The sequence below is a fragment of the Actinotignum sp. usb-actsch-213 genome, assembly GCF_059085665.1.
Map to the genome: position 1 here is coordinate 1 of NZ_JBHNSQ010000057.1, position 1,423 is coordinate 1,423.

1 protein-coding gene is annotated in these 1,423 nt (G+C 54.0%); it reads right to left on the minus strand.

Annotated features, from left to right (window positions below; all coding sequences use genetic code 11):
• Nucleotides 1-73 precede the first annotated feature (73 nt).
• Complete coding sequence (locus tag AC5RK6_RS06300) at nt 74-1,318, minus strand: IS256 family transposase (protein ID WP_016442579.1); 1,245 nt, start codon at nt 1,316-1,318, stop codon at nt 74-76.
• Nucleotides 1,319-1,423: the final 105 nt, after the last annotated feature.

Consider the following 1,423-nt stretch of genomic DNA (forward strand, 5'->3'; position numbering starts at 1 on the left):
GTATCTGTGTTCTCGAATCATGATTGTCATTCTCTGGTTTCGATACTAATAAGGACTGGATATCAGACACAGGTCAAGCAATAATTTCCTTCCCACTAATAGTCTTCTCGTCGATAACACCACGAGCGATAACATCCCGGGTTTGCGCCAGACTCGCCAACGACATGTACCGCTTTTGTTGAATCCATTCATCATGCTGCTCAGCTAAAACCGCTCCGACCAGCCTGACCACCGACTCCCGGTTAGGGAAAATACCCACAACATCAGTACGCCTACGAATCTCACGGTTAAGCCGCTCGGTCGGGTTATTCGACCAGATCTTGGTCCATATTGTTTCAGGAGCAGCGGTAAACGCGAGAATCTCGTCAAGGGATTCTTCCAGATAGTCCCCAACATGAGGAAACTTCCTCGAACAAAACTCGACCACGTCCCGGGCTTGCCCCCACACGCTAGCAGCATCTGGTTGCCTGAAAATCGTGTGGAACATTGCCGATAATGTAGGCCACTGGGTCTTAGAGACCATGGATGAAAGATTCTTCGCGAAGTGGGTCCGGCAGCGTTGCCAGCTTGCCTGCGGTAAACAATCACTGACCGCTGCCTGGATACCCAGGTGAGCATCACTGGTCACCAGGAAAACACCCTCAAGGCCACGGGCGATAAGATCACGGAAAAACCCGGTCCACGACGCGGTAGATTCCGCTGTAGCAACCTGCATGCCCAGTAATTCCCTATATCCGTCCTTATTGACGCCGGTAGCCAGCAGCACACTGGTTTTCACCACGCGTCCGCCTTCACGTACTTTCATGGTCAGCGCGTCACAGGACAGGTAATAGTAAGGGCCCTGGTCTAAAGGCCTGGTACGGAAATCGTTGACGGTCGCGTCAAGGTCTTTGGCCATGTCCGAGACTTGTGATTTGGAGAGGTTAGTGATGCCGAGCGTGGCTACCAGGTCGTTCATGCGTCGGGTAGACACTCCTTTGAGGTAGCAGGTGGCAATCACGGTGGTCAACGCGCGCTCTGCCCGGCTGCGGCGTTCGAGTAGCCAGTCAGGGAAGAAGGAAGCGGTACGTAGTTTGGGGATAGCGATATCCAGGCTTCCAACGCGGGTGTCTAACTGGCGGTGTCGGTAACCATTGCGCCTGTTGACACGGTCCGGGGAGGGTGTTGCATAGTTCGCTCCACAGATACTGTCGGCTTGGACGGACAGGATCTGGTTGATGAAATCGGTGAGCATGTGACGCATCAGGTCGGGGGATGCTTGGGTGAGTAGTTCGCCCAGGTAGGTTGTCGGGTCGATATGATGGGGGTCAGCGGCCATTGCGGGGTATCTCCTTTCGAGGATAGGTAAGAGTTGATTCGAAAGGTACCCGCGATGGTCGCCTTTGTGCATGCCGACACGAGGATCACCGCGGGATACAGATAC

Bases quoted from the DNA above. Each gene is read 5' to 3' on its own strand.
- AC5RK6_RS06300 (WP_016442579.1), bottom strand. From the start codon at position 1,318: ATGGCCGCTGACCCCCATCATATCGACCCGACAACCTACCTGGGCGAA.